Origin of the sequence: Brachyspira sp. SAP_772, assembly GCF_009755885.1 — a bacterium.
Taxonomy (GTDB): domain Bacteria; phylum Spirochaetota; class Brachyspiria; order Brachyspirales; family Brachyspiraceae; genus Brachyspira.
In genome coordinates this window covers 1-921 of record NZ_VYIX01000063.1, presented here as the reverse complement: position 1 = coordinate 921, position 921 = coordinate 1, and the positions used below count along the sequence as shown (strand labels likewise).

General features: G+C 28.1%; 1 protein-coding gene. It reads left to right on the top strand.

Annotation, left to right across the window (positions count from 1 at the left end; genetic code table 11):
* The first annotated feature begins 60 nt into the window (after positions 1-60).
* On the top strand, positions 61-858 hold the full coding sequence (locus tag GQX97_RS12570; RefSeq protein WP_368666580.1) for a peptide ABC transporter substrate-binding protein: 798 nt from the start codon (positions 61-63) through the stop codon (positions 856-858).
* Positions 859-921 lie beyond the last annotated feature (63 nt).

Here is a 921-nt window from a genome sequence, read left to right as displayed (position 1 = left end):
AAAGTAGGCAGTTAGTCTATATAAAAACAATCATTATAATAATTTTATTTCCAAAAATTAATCAAAGGACATAATATRAAAAAATATATTTTAATATTATTTTTTATAATAATATCTTGCAGCAAAAATAATACAAATAATTCTCTAATAGTAAATATAGGTCCAGAACCAAAAACTCTAGACCCAACATATACAGAAACCTATGACGGTTCAGCATATATAGCACATACATTTGAAGGRTTAACTTCAAGAGATAAAGATGATAAATTAATACCGGCAGTTGCTGAAAGTTGGGATATTAGCGAAGACTATTTAACATATACATTCTATTTAAGAACAAATGCTAAATGGTCTGATGGTAAAACAGTTACAGCTAATGATTTTGTATATGCATGGCAAAGAGCWGTTGATCCAAAAGTAGCAAGCTCTGTAAGCTATCAATTAAACCCAATAAAAAATGCATCAAAAATCATAAAAGGAGAATTGCCACTAACAGAACTTGGAGTAAAAGCTATTGATGACTATACATTAGAAGTAAACTTAGAAAGCCCTACAGCATATTTYTTGGATTTACTTTCTATTACAATATATAGCCCGCTTAGAAAAGATATAATAGAGAAATACGGCGATGCTTGGACTCAAGAAGAATATATAGGAAATGGACCTTTTTTTGTTAAAGAACATATAAACAAYGATAAAATARTAATGGAAAAAAATACTAATTATTGGAACAAAGAAACAATAATACCTCAAACAATAACATTTTCATTATTAGATAATCCAAATACAATAGTAGCATCTATACAAGAYGGAACATTATTATTTGGAAGCAAYCCTCCATTACAAGACATACCATAAGTAACAGAAGAAGGCTATATTGATTATGTACCTTTGCTTGGAATATATTTTCTCTCTATAAAC